The 15041-nt window shown below is 68.5% G+C and carries 14 protein-coding genes and 5 pseudogenes; 7 read left to right on the top strand and 12 right to left on the bottom strand.

The genetic code is table 11. The features are described from left to right. Positions 1-206: 206 nt before the first annotated feature. On the top strand, positions 207-2225 hold the full coding sequence (locus ACZ4YY_RS37300; RefSeq protein ID WP_468299822.1) for a dynamin family protein: 2019 nt from the start codon (positions 207-209) through the stop codon (positions 2223-2225). A gap of 64 nt (positions 2226-2289) precedes the next feature. Here ACZ4YY_RS37300 and ACZ4YY_RS37295 read toward each other — a convergent pair whose 3' ends face one another. Together ACZ4YY_RS37295 and ACZ4YY_RS37290 are read right to left on the bottom strand one after the other, a co-directional pair. Next, complete coding sequence (locus tag ACZ4YY_RS37295; protein ID WP_468299820.1) at positions 2290-2460, bottom strand: hypothetical protein; 171 nt, start codon at positions 2458-2460, stop codon at positions 2290-2292. Positions 2461-2964: 504 nt separating this feature from the next. Next, a pseudogene (locus ACZ4YY_RS37290) lies at positions 2965-3048 on the bottom strand (IS6 family transposase); the annotation flags it as partial. Positions 3049-3080: 32 nt separating this feature from the next. On the opposite strand from ACZ4YY_RS37290, the gene ACZ4YY_RS37285 reads away from it, so the two are divergent. The 4 genes and pseudogenes from ACZ4YY_RS37285 to ACZ4YY_RS37270 all read left to right on the top strand — a co-directional run. Continuing rightward, positions 3081-3614, top strand: coding sequence for a hypothetical protein (locus tag ACZ4YY_RS37285; protein WP_468299818.1), 534 nt, complete (start codon positions 3081-3083; stop codon positions 3612-3614). 514 nt (positions 3615-4128) lie between these two features. Beyond that, on the top strand, positions 4129-4611 hold the full coding sequence (locus ACZ4YY_RS37280) for a hypothetical protein (protein WP_468299816.1): 483 nt from the start codon (positions 4129-4131) through the stop codon (positions 4609-4611). 268 nt (positions 4612-4879) lie between these two features. Continuing rightward, a pseudogene (locus tag ACZ4YY_RS37275) lies at positions 4880-5089 on the top strand (DUF6207 family protein). Between the two features lie 118 nt (positions 5090-5207). Next, positions 5208-5630: pseudogene (locus tag ACZ4YY_RS37270) on the top strand (transposase); the annotation flags it as partial. Positions 5631-5682: 52 nt separating this feature from the next. Here ACZ4YY_RS37270 and ACZ4YY_RS37265 read toward each other — a convergent pair. From ACZ4YY_RS37265 to ACZ4YY_RS37250, 4 genes and pseudogenes are all read right to left on the bottom strand, one after another. Then, the gene (locus ACZ4YY_RS37265; protein WP_468299814.1) at positions 5683-6249 is read right to left on the bottom strand and encodes a GNAT family N-acetyltransferase; all 567 of its coding nucleotides are present in this window, start codon (positions 6247-6249) and stop codon (positions 5683-5685) included. Between the two features lie 74 nt (positions 6250-6323). Then, positions 6324-7259, bottom strand: coding sequence for a MerR family transcriptional regulator (locus tag ACZ4YY_RS37260; protein WP_468299812.1), 936 nt, complete (start codon positions 7257-7259; stop codon positions 6324-6326). Positions 7260-7672: 413 nt separating this feature from the next. Beyond that, on the bottom strand, positions 7673-8536 hold the full coding sequence (gene bla, locus ACZ4YY_RS37255) for a class A beta-lactamase (protein ID WP_468299810.1): 864 nt from the start codon (positions 8534-8536) through the stop codon (positions 7673-7675). A gap of 132 nt (positions 8537-8668) precedes the next feature. Next, positions 8669-8854, bottom strand: a pseudogene (locus ACZ4YY_RS37250) (IS5/IS1182 family transposase); the annotation flags it as partial. Between the two features lie 580 nt (positions 8855-9434). Here ACZ4YY_RS37250 and ACZ4YY_RS37245 point away from each other — a divergent pair. After that, positions 9435-10082 (top strand): ISL3 family transposase, encoded by a 648-nt coding sequence (locus ACZ4YY_RS37245; RefSeq protein ID WP_468299826.1) that lies wholly within the window; start codon positions 9435-9437, stop codon positions 10080-10082. On the opposite strand, the gene ACZ4YY_RS37240 is transcribed toward ACZ4YY_RS37245, so the two are convergent. From ACZ4YY_RS37240 to ACZ4YY_RS37230, 3 genes are all read right to left on the bottom strand, one after another. After that, positions 10015-10704, bottom strand: coding sequence for a replication-relaxation family protein (locus tag ACZ4YY_RS37240; protein ID WP_468299808.1), 690 nt, complete (start codon positions 10702-10704; stop codon positions 10015-10017). The two genes, ACZ4YY_RS37245 and ACZ4YY_RS37240, sit on opposite strands and share 68 nt — an antisense overlap. 493 nt (positions 10705-11197) lie before the next feature. Continuing rightward, the gene (locus ACZ4YY_RS37235; RefSeq protein WP_468299828.1) at positions 11198-11368 is read right to left on the bottom strand and encodes a hypothetical protein; all 171 of its coding nucleotides are present in this window, start codon (positions 11366-11368) and stop codon (positions 11198-11200) included. A gap of 121 nt (positions 11369-11489) precedes the next feature. Further along, complete coding sequence (locus ACZ4YY_RS37230; protein ID WP_468299806.1) at positions 11490-12314, bottom strand: hypothetical protein; 825 nt, start codon at positions 12312-12314, stop codon at positions 11490-11492. A 252-nt stretch (positions 12315-12566) separates the two neighbouring features. On the opposite strand from ACZ4YY_RS37230, the gene ACZ4YY_RS37225 reads away from it, so the two are divergent. Beyond that, a complete protein-coding gene (locus ACZ4YY_RS37225; protein WP_468299804.1) occupies positions 12567-13118 on the top strand; it encodes a hypothetical protein in 552 nt (183 codons plus the stop codon). A 49-nt stretch (positions 13119-13167) separates the two neighbouring features. Here ACZ4YY_RS37225 and ACZ4YY_RS37220 read toward each other — a convergent pair. The 3 genes and pseudogenes from ACZ4YY_RS37220 to ACZ4YY_RS37210 form a co-directional block, all read right to left on the bottom strand. Continuing rightward, a pseudogene (locus ACZ4YY_RS37220) lies at positions 13168-13888 on the bottom strand (IS6 family transposase). 140 nt (positions 13889-14028) lie between these two features. Beyond that, entirely contained in the window at positions 14029-14334 is a 306-nt protein-coding gene (locus tag ACZ4YY_RS37215) for a DUF6247 family protein (protein ID WP_468299824.1), read from the bottom strand. A gap of 336 nt (positions 14335-14670) precedes the next feature. After that, a partial coding sequence (locus ACZ4YY_RS37210) for a ricin-type beta-trefoil lectin domain protein (RefSeq protein WP_468299802.1) occupies positions 14671-15041 on the bottom strand: 371 nt, incomplete at its 5' end.

Below are 15041 nucleotides of genomic sequence, written 5' to 3'. Positions count from 1 at the left end.
GAGAGACGCGACGACATCCACGAAGCGTTCCTCGGCCTCGCCACATGTCTGATCACCCACCGCCACGTCCAACGCCTTTGTTAGGACCTCTAAGGCCCGCTGCACGGTTGGTACCGGATCGGCTCCGCAGTGCCTCTCTCGACCTGTTGCAGCGGGGACACCGACTGGCAATCGCGGTGGAGGGCGGCGGCTCGGATATAAGCCCGTTGCAATCCGACCTCTCCGAAGTCATCGATCTATGGGCCGAGCAGACACCGCAGGTAATGCTGCTTGGGGCCTACTCCTCCGGCAAGACCAGTCTGATGGTTCGACTGCTTGGCCTGGACTGGCTCCCCGTCGCCAAGACGCCGACCACTGCCGTCCCCACTGAGTTCCGCTTCGGCCCCGAGCCGAGGGGCGTGTTGCGTTTCCGCACCAAGGTCCGCATCGCACTGCCGCTGGAGACGGAACACCGTACCCGGAGCAATGCCGAGGTCCTCGCCACCTGGCTCCGCTCGCCGGACGCCTTTGGCGTGCGGGAGGTCCATGAACTCACAGGTGGTGATCGTACGCCGGTGCTGGCGCCGGGCCTCCTGACCGAGCTGGAACAAGAGCTCGCGAACCGTGCAGACCAGCCACTGCCAGCTCGGACGTTCGAGCTCACACTCCAGCGCCGGGAGCCGGTGGTGCTCGCCCTCGAGGAGCCGGGAGAGTTCGCACGTCACCTCACCGATCCAGGTCTGGCGCCTCTACTGCACAAGGCCAGCTGCGAGATTTCACACCCCGCTCTGCGCCACCTCAACTTTCTGGACACCGCTGGACTGTGTTCGCCCGTACCGCTGCACGCCGACTCGTACGCGGAGCTCGTCAGGCGCAGGCCCGATGCGATCGTCGTGCTACTGGACGCCCGCCGTCCCGACTCCTACACGAACAACGCGGCATTGGAGGCGCTTCGTCGGTTCGTCCAGGTGCCGCGTGACTACGACCGGGTGACGTTCGCCTTCACGTGGTGGGACCGCGAGATCCGACGGCTGATGAGCGCCGAGGACTACTCGACCGGGCCCGAGCGGGACTTTGGCTCCCGTCCCCAGCGGGAAGCCACGGCTATCGAACGGGCCACCGAGCTCCGTGCTCAGCTCGGCCACCTGCTTGAGGACGTGGTGGGGGTCCCACTTCCTGGCGAACCGGTGACCGTTTTTCTGGCCTTGGCGGCTTCGGTCCCGGAGGAGATGCGCGCCGGTCCCGGCGATCTGTGCCGTCGTCTGCGCGAGGAGTTCGAAGGAGAATGGGGCGTCCGGATGTGGCGCGACCGCTGGAACACCGCCGTCGAGTTCGGCCCTCGCCTACAGGAGGCGCACAGGCAGGCGTACGACGAGGCGGCTCTGCGAATGGAGCTCTCCGCCGCTGACACCAACCGTGAACAAGAGGCACAGCGGATCGTGCGAGCCCGGCAGCAACTGGGAACCGCTGTCGCCCGCTCCTGCTGGACCCTGACGCAGACCGTCAGCTCGCTAGAGCGAGAGTTGCTGGCGGGCATCGCGGCGCTGCGGACCAAGAAGAGCGTGCTGCAGTACGTCGAGGCCGGGTATGCCGAGGCAACGACCAGGGCCCTGACCGTCCTGGCCAACACTGCGGCGGCAGAGCGCCGGACGATCGCTGAACTCATCCCGGAGGCAGCCGCGCTGGAGCCCCTTGCCCTCGACGCGGAGCTCTTGGCGCTCGACCACGCGACGCGACACCGGGTCATGGCGCTCTTCACCGGTGCCGGGTACCGGCTCAAAGCCGCTTCGGACGTGGTGTTCGGCGGGATCAAGGAGCTGACCGTGGCGGAACGCGAGGCCGCTCGTGAAGAGCTCAGGAGTTGGGTGAGACTAGTGATCGACACGCTCACCATGGGGGTGCAGGGCTGGGCAGCGCGTGCTCGGATGGCCGAGAGGCAAGCTCTGTCACGGCTGGAGAGACGCGCCCAGGTGCTGACCGCCGACCAGGCAGAGGCCGAGCGCCTGCGGACGGCGTTGTACCAGCGTTTGGCCGACCTTAAGCGGCTGGAGGCGGAGGTCAATGCGTTCGCTCATGACATTGAGAAATTTGTGGCGGGCCGCGGCACGACGGCGGGGACACTGGCCAAGGGACAGGGCCAGGAACTTGATGGTGTGGCGGGCTGGCCACGGTGGTTCGGAGCGGCGTGGCTGGGCGCGTGGCAACGGTTCGCGGTGAAGCGGCCAGGTCGCCCTCGTGGCGAGTGAAGGGCTTGGCGCGGGCGCGGGTAGGTCGTGGGACCGTCGGGGCACATAAGGACCCCGGAAATGGTCATTTACGCCCTCGGACGGCCCGGATGACTTCCGCGGCCCCACTGAGCACCCGCGCCCGGTGCTCGGACCGTGTGCCGTTCATCGTGAGGCGGTTCACGAGGACGGCTGCTGCCGACACGACTGCCGTGACGGCGACGACGACCAGCGCTCCGAGCAGCAAGGGATCCATGAGTGTCCTCCACTCCTGCCGACGGCTAGGACGCTCACGGGCAGCAGCGTTGCGGGAGGTGAAAAAAACAGGCTCCAGACGCCGCCCAGCAGCTGACCGCTTCGACGGTATCCGACTGGGTCAAAGGCAGAAGCGTCCCCAAGGACTTCGAGAGCCTTTGGAGTCTGGTGTCAGTCCTGCTCTCCTGGACCGCTGCGGCGCCCCCAGGGCGCAGCCATGAGGGTGCGGCCTGGTGGAAAGCCAGGAGGGCTGAGTGGAGGGAGCTGTGGAAACTCGCCGCCGCTGGGTCCTCAACACCACCGCTTACGGAGCAGTGCCCTCCTCTGCCGTGGCTCCGGATCCGCCAGGTGGACCCAGTGCGCACCCTGGAGGTGCATCCCGCGATCGACCCGCGCAGCGGCCAGGCCCGCGGTGTGAGCCCTCTGCCGAGCACTGTCACGTTGTTGGGTGGGTAGGTGTCTGATGGTGTGTCGTGGCCTGGTGGAGCCCGGTTCCGGGCTGTGCTCAGGCTGCGGTGGCGAGGCTGGCGACGCCGGTGATCTGCTGCCAGATTGCGAAGCGGACGGTCATCTCGGCGCGGTAGTCGTGATACTGGAGAGCTCTGGGAGGGGAGGGGCGGCATGCTCGGTGCTTTTCTCATCACGGGAATCCCTTTTGCGTTGCTATTCCTTGGCCTGGCCATCAGCCAGTTGTTTCCCGAGGACTGGCGTCTGCGGTCGAGGTATGTGGTCCTGAGGCAGAGCGAAGCGCGCTTGGCACGCGAGGTCGCACGGGTGCTGCGGGCGCGTCGCCTCCGCGAGTTGACGATCCTTGCCGCCAGCCAAGGACCCATCGGGCTGATCGCCCAGGGCTCGGGGCTCTCGCCCCGACTGCGCACCGTGCGACGGCGAGTGCCGAACGCCTGCAGTTACTGCGCGGTCGAGAGCGTCGTCCGACGGCTGCCTGCCCACGTCCTCAAGTCGGTGAAAGGAGGCGCCGACCACGTCGTGGCGGACTTCCGCCAGAGCCTCGGCTCACAGCCGCATGCCGTCAGCATCCACATATACCGCGGCTTGCAGTGGTCGGTGGAAGCCATTCCAAGCCGGAGCAACTCGCCGCGTTACGAGCCCGTGGCCTGCCCCGTGCACATCAACGCTGCCACAGAGCTGCCATAGGCCTGGTGGGAAATCTGCCACCTGCCAGCGACCCGTGTAGCCGACTGCCGCATGCTCCGCATGCGGGGAGGCGCTTGTTCGACGAACGTGCTGAGCTCTCGGCGCTGACAGTCGCATGCGCTGCACCAGCGTGGCGTTCAGCGGCTCCCGGCTGCCCACCCGGCGGAGAACGAGCAGTGCGTCCACGAATACCCGCGTCGGACCAGGGGAGGATGCCGGCGACCGCGCTGCTCGCCGCCTCGGCAACGATGCCTCGGGCAGGAGTCCCGCTGCTATTGAGGCTGGTCTGTGACTCGCCTGCTCGGGTGCGCACTGTTTGACACCCACGGCTGAGCTGGTCGTGCCCTGTGCTCCCACGAAGTTACGGCGTCGGCGCCTACGTACGAGTGAAGCCGCAGCCGTCGGACGAGTTCGGCACGGCGTGGCCTGGTGCGGCGTCAGGCGTGCTCGGACCGCCGGTGCGATGACGGGATCCGGCCGGACACGGGGGCTGAGTACGAGAAACTGCGGAAACGTGGTGCACATTCGGCGGGCTCGGCGGGCGATGATCACGGCGGAGGTCGACCGGGAGCTGCCTGGCCTGAGCGAGGGCGAGCACCGCCGGGTGCTCGAGGAGCGGCTGCGGGAGCAGGCGGCCATCGTGACGGAGGACTTCGTGTGGCGGCGGGAGCAGGCCCGCGCGGAGCAGGCCCGCCGTGATGCGGCCCGTGCGGCTGCCCAGGAACGGGCGGAGCGCGAGCGCCAGGCCGCGGCCGACGCAGAGGCGGTGCGCCGGGCCCTGCCGTGCGAGGACTGCGGGCTCCAGCGGTCGGCCGGCCTGTGCGAGGAGTGCGGTCGGTGGCGCCAGATCAGCTTGGTACGTCAGTGGAGCCCCGAAACGCTGGTGCGCTGGCACCCAAAGAAGTGCTTACAAACAGCTGCGCCCCTGCATGGGTGCCGCTCGCTGCGGAAGTTCACGGCAAGCCGCTGCTGTTGGACTCAGACACGGCTCTGCTGAGCACCACCATCGGGGCACATGCACATCTCGAACACCAGTGCCAGTCGGGCCGATATCCTGCGAGCGAGGTGACGGCAAACGTCACCCGGAACAGGAACCACGATGACCACTCCCCCACCGATCACGGAACCCGACCCGTCCGCGCTGACCTGCCCCGGTGACCGGGTCGGCCTGTGCGCCGTCTAGCCGCGCGCCCGGCGGCGTACGCGGTCGGGTGAAGACGCCCACGCGAGAGAACCTCTGTGGGCACCCGCGCGTAGTGCCAGGCATGAGGCAGATCAACGAGGCACATGTAGCAGCGCCGGGCCTGGCCGTAGTGGAGGTCGCGGCCGCCGATGACGAGACCGCCTTCGCGGTATAGGAGCTGCTCGCCGCGCGATGCGCCATCGCGCCGACGGACCGTACGACTCGGGAGCCCGGCGAGCCCGGTGTACGGCTGCGCTGCTTCCTGGACCTGCGCCAGGAGCCCGACACGTAGCGCTGCGGGCAGCGGCCACGCCCCGCTGACCCGCCGTGGTCGGAGTCATGGTCGGGGCTAGCGGCGACAGCGTGCGGTCGGTCTACCCTGGTGGTGTGCTTGAGGTCGGGCAGCTCCGGCGGGGCTGCCGAAGTCGGCCCAGCCCGCGGCCAAGCGGGCCATCCAGGACATCTACAACGCCGAGAACAAGGAACAGGCCCGCAAAGCCGTCGCCATATTCGCCAAGCAGTACAACGCGAAGTACCCCAAGGCGGTCAAGAAGATCGTGGACGATGAGGACGAGCTGCTGGCGTTCTACGACTTCCCCGCCGAGCACTGGGTCCATCTGCGGACCACGAATCCCATCGAATCGACGTTCGCCACCGCGCGGCTGCGGACCAAGGTGACGAAGGGTGCCGGCAGCCGGGCCGCCGGGCTGGCGATGGTTTTCAAGCTGGTCGAGTCAGCCCAGGCCCGCTGGCGGGCTGTGAACGCACCCCACCTCGTTGCTCTGGTCCGTGCCGGGGCCCGCTTCGAACGCGGCCACCTCGTCGAACGCCCCGAGACCTCTCGGCGTGAGCAGCCTCAGCCGATCCGCAGAAGTCGGGAGGATCTCAGGCACTCGGGCGCCGTATGTGCAGGTGGCCATCGCGGGGGAAGGAGGGCGGTGCCGCGGGCAGGATGGTGTCGAAGTCGTAGCGGCTCTTCTGTGCAACCCGGCACGATGCCAGGTTGTCCACCTGGTGCAGGAGTTCGAGACGCTCCAGCCCGTCGGCTTCGAAGGTGTCGAAGGCCCAGCTGGTGAGGGCCTCCAGAGCGCGGGAGGCCACTCCCCGCCCGCGAGCGTGCGCCGCGGTCCAGTAGCCCACTTCGGCCGCCGGTTTGCCGGAGGTGACTTCCTTGAGGACCACGTTGCCCACCAACTGTTCGCGAACTGAACCGGGTTGTGCCTCAAAGACGGCGAAGCCGAACCGGTCCCCCGCTGCCCAGCCCTGCTGCTGAGCCTGCACCCAGCGTGCCCCGTCGGCATCGTTGTCCACGACGGAGTTCGCCCACTGGCGCAGCACGGGATCCCGGCTCACCTCGACCAATGCGGCAACGTCGCCCATGCGCCAGGGGCGAAGAACCAGAGCACGAGAGACCGGCGACGCGGCCACCTGAAGTACGACCGGGGCACTCATCAACCGATCATATGCGGCGGCGTTTTCACCCGACGCCAGCCGCGTCCGCCCCATGCCGCCTTGCGACCGCCCCGTCATTGCCGTGTCCGGACGCGCAGAGCCTGGACGGAGCAATCGAACACTGGAGCGAGACTCTCCGGGGCCGGCCAGCCGTTGACCACTGCGAGCAGCTGGAGGTACCGCTCCCTGTGGGGGTCACTCACGCTCTCCAGCCTAGTCGCCAGCCGGCGGCGAAGCTCAACGTCGTCGGGGCGGCCGAGGATGTGCGCGCAGTGCGCCGTGAACGCCGCGACGATCGGATCGGCCTGGGGCGAGGCCGGGTCGATGTCGGCGGCCAGGGCCGGGCCGACCTGGCCACGGACGACTGCGGCAATGTCGCGTCGCGGGCCCATCATGCCGCTTCGGGTCTGCTCGGCTGCCTGGTCCTCGGCCATCCGCCGCACGACGTCGCGGAAACCCGGATCCAGGGACATTTCGGCCAACTCCACCCACGCCTGGACCTGCTCTGCCTCCGGGTTGTCGGGCAACTCGGGGGTCATCGAGCGCATGACCCCCACGAATGCGGGGGCGGCGTCAAAACCGAAGACGGCGTCGAGGAAATCCCCGATCAGACCTCGGCGCTCGTCCTCGGAAAGCTGGGCCAGCCGGTGCATGAGTTCCGTCTCCTCAGGTGTGGATCCGCGCTCGGCCACCGCCATCAGCACCGCGCGCCGCAGGCGCAGGACGCGGATCTGCACTGCCAGTGCTTCGGCGTGCGCCGCGGCGACCTCGGGAAGCGAGAACTCACGGTCCACGACCTTGCGGATCGTGGGAAGGTCCAGTCCCAGCTCGCGCAGGGTCCGCACGAGGTCCAGGCGTGCGACGGCGTCGATGCTGTAGAGGCGGTAGCCGGCCGGGCTGCGGTCCGTCGGCGCCACGATTCCGCGATCGGAGTAGAACCGAATGGTCTTGACCGTGAGACCGGTCCGTCGAGCAAGTTCGCCGATCGAGTAGAGCGTGTCGCCGTCCATGACCCCACCTTTGAGCCTCCCCCTACGGGAGACTCAAGTCCCTTCGCCGGCCAGCAGGCAACCATTCCTCTTCCTAGGGCGTACTGCTGCATGTTGTCCGGGGCAACGGCGCGACGATGTCCTCTGTGGCTGAGATGGCTGTCGCCCTCGCGCGTATGTGGTTGAGACGGGCTGCGGGCCCGGCCCTGACGCTTCGTCGGAGCCGGGCGAGTTCGGACTGTCCCTCCTGGCGGTGGCCCGGGGCACGGTTGCGACAAGAGCAGGGTCATCGCGCGCAATGTCGAGTGCGATGCGCTCGTCTTCCGGGACGATCCGGTGAGGCAGGGCGTCTGCCGGATATCCCTCTTCGCACCTGGAACGAAAGCCGAGCCGGTCGACACCCCGTGTCGTGCGTAGACGTGTGGGAAGTGGTGCTAACGCAGGGCGTCGGCCAAGAGGTGCGCGGTGTCCGCGATCAGTTTGTTCTCCGTCGCGGCGCCTTGGTCGAACTTGCGGGACATGATGGAGAGGACCAGCGGGGTGCCGTCCTCGGTCCAGGCGATACCCACGTTGTTGTTGGTGCCGTAGGAACCACCACCCGTCTTGTCCGCGACGGCCCACGAGGACGGCAGCCCCGCGCGCAGACGGGTGTTGCTGGTCTCGTTGTGCAGCAGCCAGTGCGTGAGCAGCGCGCGGTCGGGCCGGCTGAGCGTGTCGCCGAGGACGAGCCGGGCGTAGGTGCGGCCGATCGCGCGCGGGCTCGTGGTGTCCGTGATCCGCCACGGCTCGCCCGAGTTCAGCTCCGTCTCCCATCGGTCCAGCCGGGTCACCGGGTCACCGAGGGAACGGGCGAACCGGGTGATCGCCGTGGGGCCGCCCAGTTCGCGCAGGAGCAGATTGCCCGCGGTGTTGTCACTGTGGCGGATCGTGGCGTCGCACAGCTCGGCGATCGTCATGCCCGTGGCCAGGTGTTCCTTTGTCACGTCCGAGTTTTCGACCAGGTCGGCCGCCGTGTAGTGGATCCGGCGGGCCAGCACCTCGCCGTCGCGGTCCAGGTCGCGCAGCACCGCGGCGGCGGCGAGTGTCTTGAACAGCGAACAGATCGGGAACAGCGTGTCGGCACGGTGCCGGATCGTCTCCCCTGTACGGACATTGAGGGCGTACACCCCCAGCCGGGCCCCGTACTGCTCCTCCAGCCCGCGAAGACCGGTGACACCGTCCGAGGCGCGGGCGGGCACGCCCGTGAGCAGGGCCGTGGCGGTGGCCGTACCGGCCACAAGCAGCGTGCGCCGGCTCATCGCAGAGGTGAGAGGGCCGCTCGTGTGTAACATCATGCACTCCTTCATCAACGTGCGTCAGCAGTTCCGTCAGTGATCGACGCAGTGCCTCGCGCCCTGGTTGCGTCAGTCACCTAGCTTCTGTCTCTTTGGTCATCGTCGGGTCCTTATGAGGATGGCGGCGAGGTGGAGTGCGGCCTGGTAGGCGATGGCGAGCTTGTCCGTTCGCGTGGCCACGCCGCGCCACTGCTTGAGGCGGTTGATGCACCGCTCGACGGTGTTGCGCTGCTTGTAGGCCTGGGCATCGAAACCGGGCGGGCGGCCGCCTCGGCGGCCCCTCCGACCGCGGCTGGGCTGGAGGGTCTGTGCTTCAAGCGCCTCAATGAGCCGTAGCGGCGGGTGCGGTCGTGGCTCAAGTAGCTTCACGTACGGCCCGCCCGAAGAGGGGGTGAGCGCGCCCTGACCGGCGGGGCCTGGTTCTCCTCCTACGACAGCGTGACGGTGACCTCGGCCTCCGGCCTGTGAGACGTGTTCGCCGTGGCGATTGGGGATGAGCCGTGGTGACGCGATTCCCAGATTCTCCGCGGCCTTCGGTAAGCGGCCTCTTGGCGGACCTGAGTCCTCAGCTCAGCTACGTAGCGAAATCCGCTCCCGCGGCACCCGTGTTGGCTGGTGATCACTCGTACGGGATGATCCCGGTATGCGCGATCAGGAGGGGCTGTTCGAGGCCGGGCCGGCCGAGGGCAAACAGCCGCCACATCGTGCGGCGGCGGGTGGACAAGACGTTCCAGCCGCGGACTCGGCCGGTTCTCCTTGGCCGCGCGGGCACCGGTTCGCCGACCGGACCCGGGCCCGGCATGCCGTCCACGCACTGCTGACGGCGGGACACAGCCGGCGCTCGGTCCAGCGGCAGCTCGGGATGACCTACCGCACCGTCAAGCAGTTCGCCGACGCCACGACGCCGGAAGAGCTGTTCACCGGTCAGTGGCAGAACCGGCCCTCCGTCCTCGACGACTACAAGCCCTACCTCGACGACCGCTGGAGCGAGGGCTGCACCAACGCCTGGAAGCTGTGGGAGGAGATCGTGCCACTCGGCTACAAGGGCAGCTACCAGCGCGTTCGCGCCTACCTGCACGACAAGCGCACCTCACCGCAGCAGGTGACCGGCCGGCCGCCCTCGCCCCGGACCGTCGCCACATGGATCCTCCGCCGTCCGGACACCCTCACCGAGACCGAGCAACTCCAGCTCAAGGCTGTCCGGACGCACTGCTCCGAACTCGACGCCCTCACCGGGCACGTACGCTCCTTCGCGACCATGCTCACCGAGCGCCAGGGCGAGCGCCTGCCCGACTGGCTCGACGCCGTCCGGCAGGACGACCTGCCCAGCCTCCACACCCACGCCGCGGGCATCGACCGCGACCGCGACGCCGTCATCGCCGGCCTCACTCTGCCGTGGAGTTCTGGCGTCGTCGAAGGGCACGTCAACCGGATCAAGATGCTCAAGCGCCAGATGTGCGGCCGGGCCGGCTTCCAGCTGCTGAGGAAGCGAGTCCTGCTCGCAAGATGAGCTCTGGTGCCGTGCGATAGATTGCGGGCGACACGAGAGAAGAGCTCGCATGGACTCCCGCATCCCGCGGTTGCGACGCAAGCTGGCACGCATCCCCTACGCGCCCAACCGAAGTCACTCCTTTGGGGAGGAGCGGCACGAATTTCGTCTCGGCCCCCGCCTCACCAAAGGCCAGGCAGATGCCTTTCAGGCCGAGCAAGACGTGGAACTCCCGCAGCTCTACCGAGTCTTCTTCACCAACATGGGCGGCAGTGGTGCGGCTCCGTACTACGGACTGATCCCGTTGGAGAACTGCACGCTCTTCACGATGAACTCCAGAAACGCCAGCACCGGCGACGACGGTGTCGACAAGGGCGAGGCCGTGCTCACGCGGGCCCGTCTTGCTGGTGGCGATGCGCTTCCCGGTGGTCCGGCCGGCCGTCGGCGAGAGCTCACCGGAAGCCGCGGCTTCTGCGAGGCCCGCCGGAGTGCAGTACCAGTCGCTCTGCTGGGCCCGTTGGGTCCGGCCGACCAGAGCCGGGGATTCGTCCAGCAGGTCGCGCAGCGCGCGACGGACGTGGTCGGTGGCCTGCTGGCGGGGCAGCAGCAGCGCCTTGAGCTGGCGGGGTGTGGCAAGGCGCAACTGGGCGAGGGTGAGCAGGACCTCACCGCGGATCTCCGCGCCGGCCTTCGTCCCCGCGGCCTTGCGGACCGGGGACGCTTCTCCAGGTACATCAGTACGGGGAGAAGAGGAGTTGCAAGCAGCCGGGGCGGGCGAATCGGGGGGGCTGATCAGCGACAACGGTCAGAAGGCGGCTCGGGGCTGGGAGCGGGGCTCGCCACAGGGCTCACTGCGGGGCTCGCCGTCGCAGCGGTGTCCGCCAGGGGCCGGCGGAGTGTGCGGGGTGAGTGCGGCAGTCATCGCGTCCTCGATCTCTCCGGCCGCACGCGGCCGGAATCGGTGACAGGTCCGGCCCACACGCGCCAGGCGTACGGGTCGAAGCCACCGTGAGAAAGCACCCCTTGTCCGCGACCTGTTCATCCGGGCCACGGTGTCCGTTTTGGCCCTTGACCATCCCTAGTCCAAACGGTTCGTCCGTGACCACGACCACATGCAGCAGCCCGGCCGCAAGGGTTCAGCGACCTGACTGGACGACGACGTCGAGGATTCCCTGGCCGAACGCCGTAGGAGCGATCAGCACGCCGAAGGCCAGCACGATGACGACGGTCAGCTTCTCGTCGTTCCGGCTTCGGCCTCTGTCCGCCGACGCCGCCTCAAGATGATGACGACGGCCAGTGGCGTCCACTGCCCGCCTGCCGCACACGGGGTGACTGGCAGGCGAGTCACTCGCTGATTGCGGAATCGGCGCTGAGTTGTGTTCCTCTTCGGCAGGCTCGCGGTTGTGTGTGCGGCCTCTGTTGTTCGGGTCAGGAGGTGGGAGGGACGGCGCTGTTGAGAGGTTCCAGGTCTCCGTACAGGGCAGCGTGGAGCGCGGCCGCGAGTTCGCGGGCTCGTTCCTCGCTCGGCACGTCGTGCATCATGAAGTAAACCGGTCCCGTGTAGGCGTCCGTCCCGGCCTCACGGTTGTGGACCAGGCGGACGATCGCGGCCCGGATGGCGTCGTTCACGGTGTCGTCGACAACGTGCCCAGACCCGGCGGTGAGGGTGTCTGCCTTCACGGTCCACCGTGGACCCTCGGATTCGATGGCGATGAACACGGCGCTGTGCGCCATGGCCTGCCTGTATGCCTTGTGAAAGGCCCCGGTGCCACTGGCGACGGGGATGAGGTGGGCGGGGCACGGAACAGGCAGCGGCTCCATGAGGGGATTGTGCAGGAGGCCAGGAACGTTCACGTCCGCTGACACTCGAAGATCGTCCGGGTGGCTGCCGCGGCCAACGCGCGCCATCTTGGTGCGCACCGCGCCAGGTGGCGCGTGCACAACATCGTCGGTGCGCACACGGTGCGCACCATGAACTGCATCGCCCGCCGCGCGGCGGGTGATGCAGCGCACCGCCGATATCGGGTGCGCGCACCGGATGCCGGGATGTCCTGCACTCACCTTCCGGCGGCGGCGCAGGCGCGCGAGCCGCCACGGATTCGGCCGGCCACCGGGAAACTGCCGTGAACGGCGCCGGACTGGCGGCGGCGTCGGCGACGTGAACAACGCCGTGCACAGCCGGGACGCGTCCGCGAGCTGGTGGAGGTACTCCAGGTGCTCCGGCGACAGAGACGGCGGGATCGGGGCAACCATCGGGTCCTCCGTGCTCAAGGGAACGGTCCACCGACCCGCCCCGCTCGCGACTGACTCCGGGGGGCGGGCGGCCGATCGCGTCCCGACACATGGCGCGGTAGCGCCGTTGTTTCAGCCGCATCCCGAGGCGCGCGACGCTAACCCGATCGTGGGGACTGGACGACCTGTCAGGGCGAGCTACGGGGAGGCGCGCTTCCAGGGCATGGACAGTGTGCGAAAGTCCGGATGCGAACCTTATGCTGAAGGGAGATCATGCTGGACGGCCCTGAGCCGGGCGCCCCGGACGAGGGCCCCGCCGACGAGTCACTGGAAGCTCCCGAGATGCCGGACAGCGATTCTGGGCATTTGCCGTGGGGCTTGGGTTTACTGGCGATCGCAGCCGCGTTGCTCTCAGCGATCCTCGATCCGCTCCTGCAACTGCTCGGCATCACGTCCGGCCCTGTGGCGGCGGCTGTCCTACTGTTGGCGGTCCTGATCGGCGGGATCCTTGCCGTCAGGAAGGCATTCAAAGACCGGCCCACCATGTCCCGCCTGACTGGCTGGTTGTCTGTCCTCGCTCTGGCAGGTGTCCTCGTAGCCTGCACCACTCTGGTGATTGCCTTCCAGCCGCGTCCACCGCCGCCCAAGCTGACCCGCATGCCCGGAGGCCAGGACGTGGCCATGGTCGGTTTCGAGGACGTTGGCGACGGCCAGAATCAGGAGGTACTTGACGATGTGTCCGAGGCTTTCACGACGGCCCTGATGAAGGATCAGCTGCCCGACGTAAGCAGGGCGCATGGCGCTGTCACGTTGTTGGGTGGGTAGGTGTCTGATGGTGTGTCGTGGCCTGGTGGAGTCCGGTTCCGGGCTGTGCTCAGGCTGCGGTGGCGAGGCTGGCGACGCCGGTGATCTGCTCCCAGATTGCGAAGCGGACGGTCATCTCGGCGCGGTAGTCGTGTGCGGGCATCAGGTGGCGGCGGGGCCGGAAGTGGGGTGAGATGCCGCTGAACGCGGAGAGGAACCGCTGGGCTCCGTCCACCGAGCGGAAGCCTTTCATCGCCCGTTCGCGCTGCCTGGTGGGCCGGTGGCTGTTCTCCGCCCGGTTGTTCAGGTACTTCGACTGCCGGTGCTCGACGCAGGGCATGACCTCGCGGTGGGCGGCGCCGTAGGAGCGGAGCTTGTCGGTGACGATCACCCGCGGCACCGCACCGGTCCTCTTCAATAGTCTGCGGAAGAAGCGCCTGGCCGCCGCCTTCTCCCGGCGGTTCTGCACGAGGATGTCCCCAGGACGTTGCCGTCCTGGTCGACGGCCCGCCACAGGTACCGCTGCACGCCGTTGATCTTGATGAAGACTTCGTCCAGGTGCCACTTGTCCCCAGGCCGGGGCTGCCGGCGGCGCAGCGCGCCTGCGTAGGTCTGCCCGAACTTGGCGCACCAGCGGCGCACCGTCTCGTAGGAGACGACGATCCCGCGCTCCAGCATGAGCTCCTCGACCTCGCGCAACGACAAGGGAAGCGGAAGTACAGCCACACGCAGTGGGAGATCACCTCGACCGGGTACCGGTGGCCCTTGTACGACGGCGACGAGCTCCCCACCGACGACCCCTCCCCGCCTGATCAACCAGAAGATCATCCCACCAGTCAGCCAACGGGACAGTGCCCTTCGACGTGCTCGGGCAGGGTGGCGAGGACCTTCGCGGCCGGGGCGGAGAAGCGGACCGCGTACAGATGTGCGGTCACCGGCGCCGCCCGCGGAGCTCCGCCGTGTCGATGAACTCGCTGTCGTCGTAGCCGGAGGCGACGAACGCGTCGACGGCCGGGGCGGAGGCGAGACGGCCCTGCCGCTCCCGGACGACCGCGTACAGCGGCGCGAGGGAGAACGTGCGCCGTGATTCCTCGAGCGCGGCCGCCCACTCCCGCTCGAAGGCCGGCACCCAGGTGTCGGCACGCCGGTCGGCGCGCAGCTGGGCGAGGAGTTCGGCCGGCGCCCCGGGCGCGGGGGCGTAGGTGGTGACGGGTGCGTGGTCGGGCTGCGCGCTCATCTGGTCCTCCCGGCGGGTCGTCACCTCACGGTAGGCGCGCCGGATCGCCGTGGATGCGGTCATGGGCAGATCCCTCCTACGGGGTGAGCGGCGGCACGAGGGCCGGGCCCCGGCAGTTGCGATGCCGGGGCCCGGCCCGTGGTGTGCCGAGCGAGGTCAGGCGGCGGGGCTGAGGGCCAGGCGGTAGTGGCGGCCGGTGGCCAGGTGGACCGTGAGAGTGTCACCGTCGGCGGTGCGTCTTCAGCCCGTGATCGCGCAGTCGTCGTACAACCACCACCCCCGACCCGTAGACCCGGCCGGTGCTCACGCACCAGCCGGGCCTCCCGGGAGTGAGGGTCATCCGGCGGCGAGGGTGGTCCACTTCTGGTTGGAACCGCCGTGGCAGTCCCACAGGTGGAGTTGCGTGCCGTCGGCGGTGGAGGCACCCGGAATGTCGAGGCAGCGGCCGGAGGCGGGGTTGCGGTAGCCGCCGTTGTAGGGCTGCCAGACCTGGTTGGCGCCGCCGTGGCAGGACCAGAGCTGCACCTTGGTCCCGTTGGCCGTGCCCGCCCCGGCGACGTCGAGGCACTTGCCCATGGAGCGCAGGGTGCCGTCGGTGTAGGCGGACCAGAACTGGTTGGCGCTGTCGCTGCATCCCCACGTCTGGACGGCGGTTCCGTCAGCGGTGGCGGCGCCGTTGACGTCCATGCACTTGCCGGCGATGCCGG

Source organism: Streptomyces sp. NPDC030143 (assembly GCF_055573695.1).
Note: the sequence above shows the minus strand (reverse complement) of the source record. Positions and strands in the feature narration are given on the sequence as shown.

What these genes read in the sequence shown, in the direction of transcription:
- ACZ4YY_RS37295 (WP_468299820.1), bottom strand. Translation starts at nt 2,460, where the DNA reads ATGGATCCCTTGCTGCTCGGAGCGCTGGTCGTCGTCGCCGTCACGGCA.
- ACZ4YY_RS37285 (WP_468299818.1), top strand. Translation starts at nt 3,081, where the DNA reads ATGCTCGGTGCTTTTCTCATCACGGGAATCCCTTTTGCGTTGCTATTC.
- ACZ4YY_RS37265 (WP_468299814.1), bottom strand. Translation starts at nt 6,249, where the DNA reads ATGAGTGCCCCGGTCGTACTTCAGGTGGCCGCGTCGCCGGTCTCTCGT.
- ACZ4YY_RS37260 (WP_468299812.1), bottom strand. Translation starts at nt 7,259, where the DNA reads ATGGACGGCGACACGCTCTACTCGATCGGCGAACTTGCTCGACGGACC.
- bla (WP_468299810.1), bottom strand. Translation starts at nt 8,536, where the DNA reads ATGAGCCGGCGCACGCTGCTTGTGGCCGGTACGGCCACCGCCACGGCC.
- ACZ4YY_RS37245 (WP_468299826.1), top strand. Translation starts at nt 9,435, where the DNA reads ATGACCTACCGCACCGTCAAGCAGTTCGCCGACGCCACGACGCCGGAA.
- ACZ4YY_RS37230 (WP_468299806.1), bottom strand. Translation starts at nt 12,314, where the DNA reads ATGGTTGCCCCGATCCCGCCGTCTCTGTCGCCGGAGCACCTGGAGTAC.
- ACZ4YY_RS37225 (WP_468299804.1), top strand. Translation starts at nt 12,567, where the DNA reads ATGCTGGACGGCCCTGAGCCGGGCGCCCCGGACGAGGGCCCCGCCGAC.
- ACZ4YY_RS37215 (WP_468299824.1), bottom strand. Translation starts at nt 14,334, where the DNA reads ATGAGCGCGCAGCCCGACCACGCACCCGTCACCACCTACGCCCCCGCG.